The organism is Alkalihalophilus lindianensis, assembly GCF_032843265.1.
Taxonomy (GTDB): domain Bacteria; phylum Bacillota; class Bacilli; order Bacillales; family Bacillaceae_D; genus Alkalihalophilus; species Alkalihalophilus lindianensis.
Window position 1 is genome coordinate 1 of sequence record NZ_JAWJBA010000123.1, and the last position, 334, is coordinate 334.

Consider the following 334-nt stretch of genomic DNA (forward strand, 5'->3'; position numbering starts at 1 on the left):
CCAACCGCAGCATTCCCGTTATAAAAACAGGACAAACTGGTTTCATAGGGGATTCCTTGAGGCCAGTTTTATTTTTTAATTAGGCATAACAAGAAGAGGCTGGGGCAAATAAGAGATTATCTCTTTTGACCCAACCTTTAAAATATCCTTCCTATCCCCTTAAGTTTGAATAGATGGTAAGCAATTGCTCAGCCACAATATCATGTGAATGTACCTTTTCTACATAGATACGTCCTTTTACGCCAAGCTCCCGGCGCAGCTCCGGGTGATCGAGCAGCATTTTTGTCTCTTCATATAAATTATCAGGATTGGCGTTCACAATCGGCAAACCAGG

General features: G+C 41.9%; 1 protein-coding gene. It reads right to left on the minus strand.

From position 1 onward, the window contains the following. Window positions 1-151: 151 nt before the first annotated feature. The coding region (locus RYX56_RS21595) for a glycosyltransferase (protein ID WP_369293559.1) at window positions 152-334 on the minus strand (183 nt) is incomplete at its 5' end.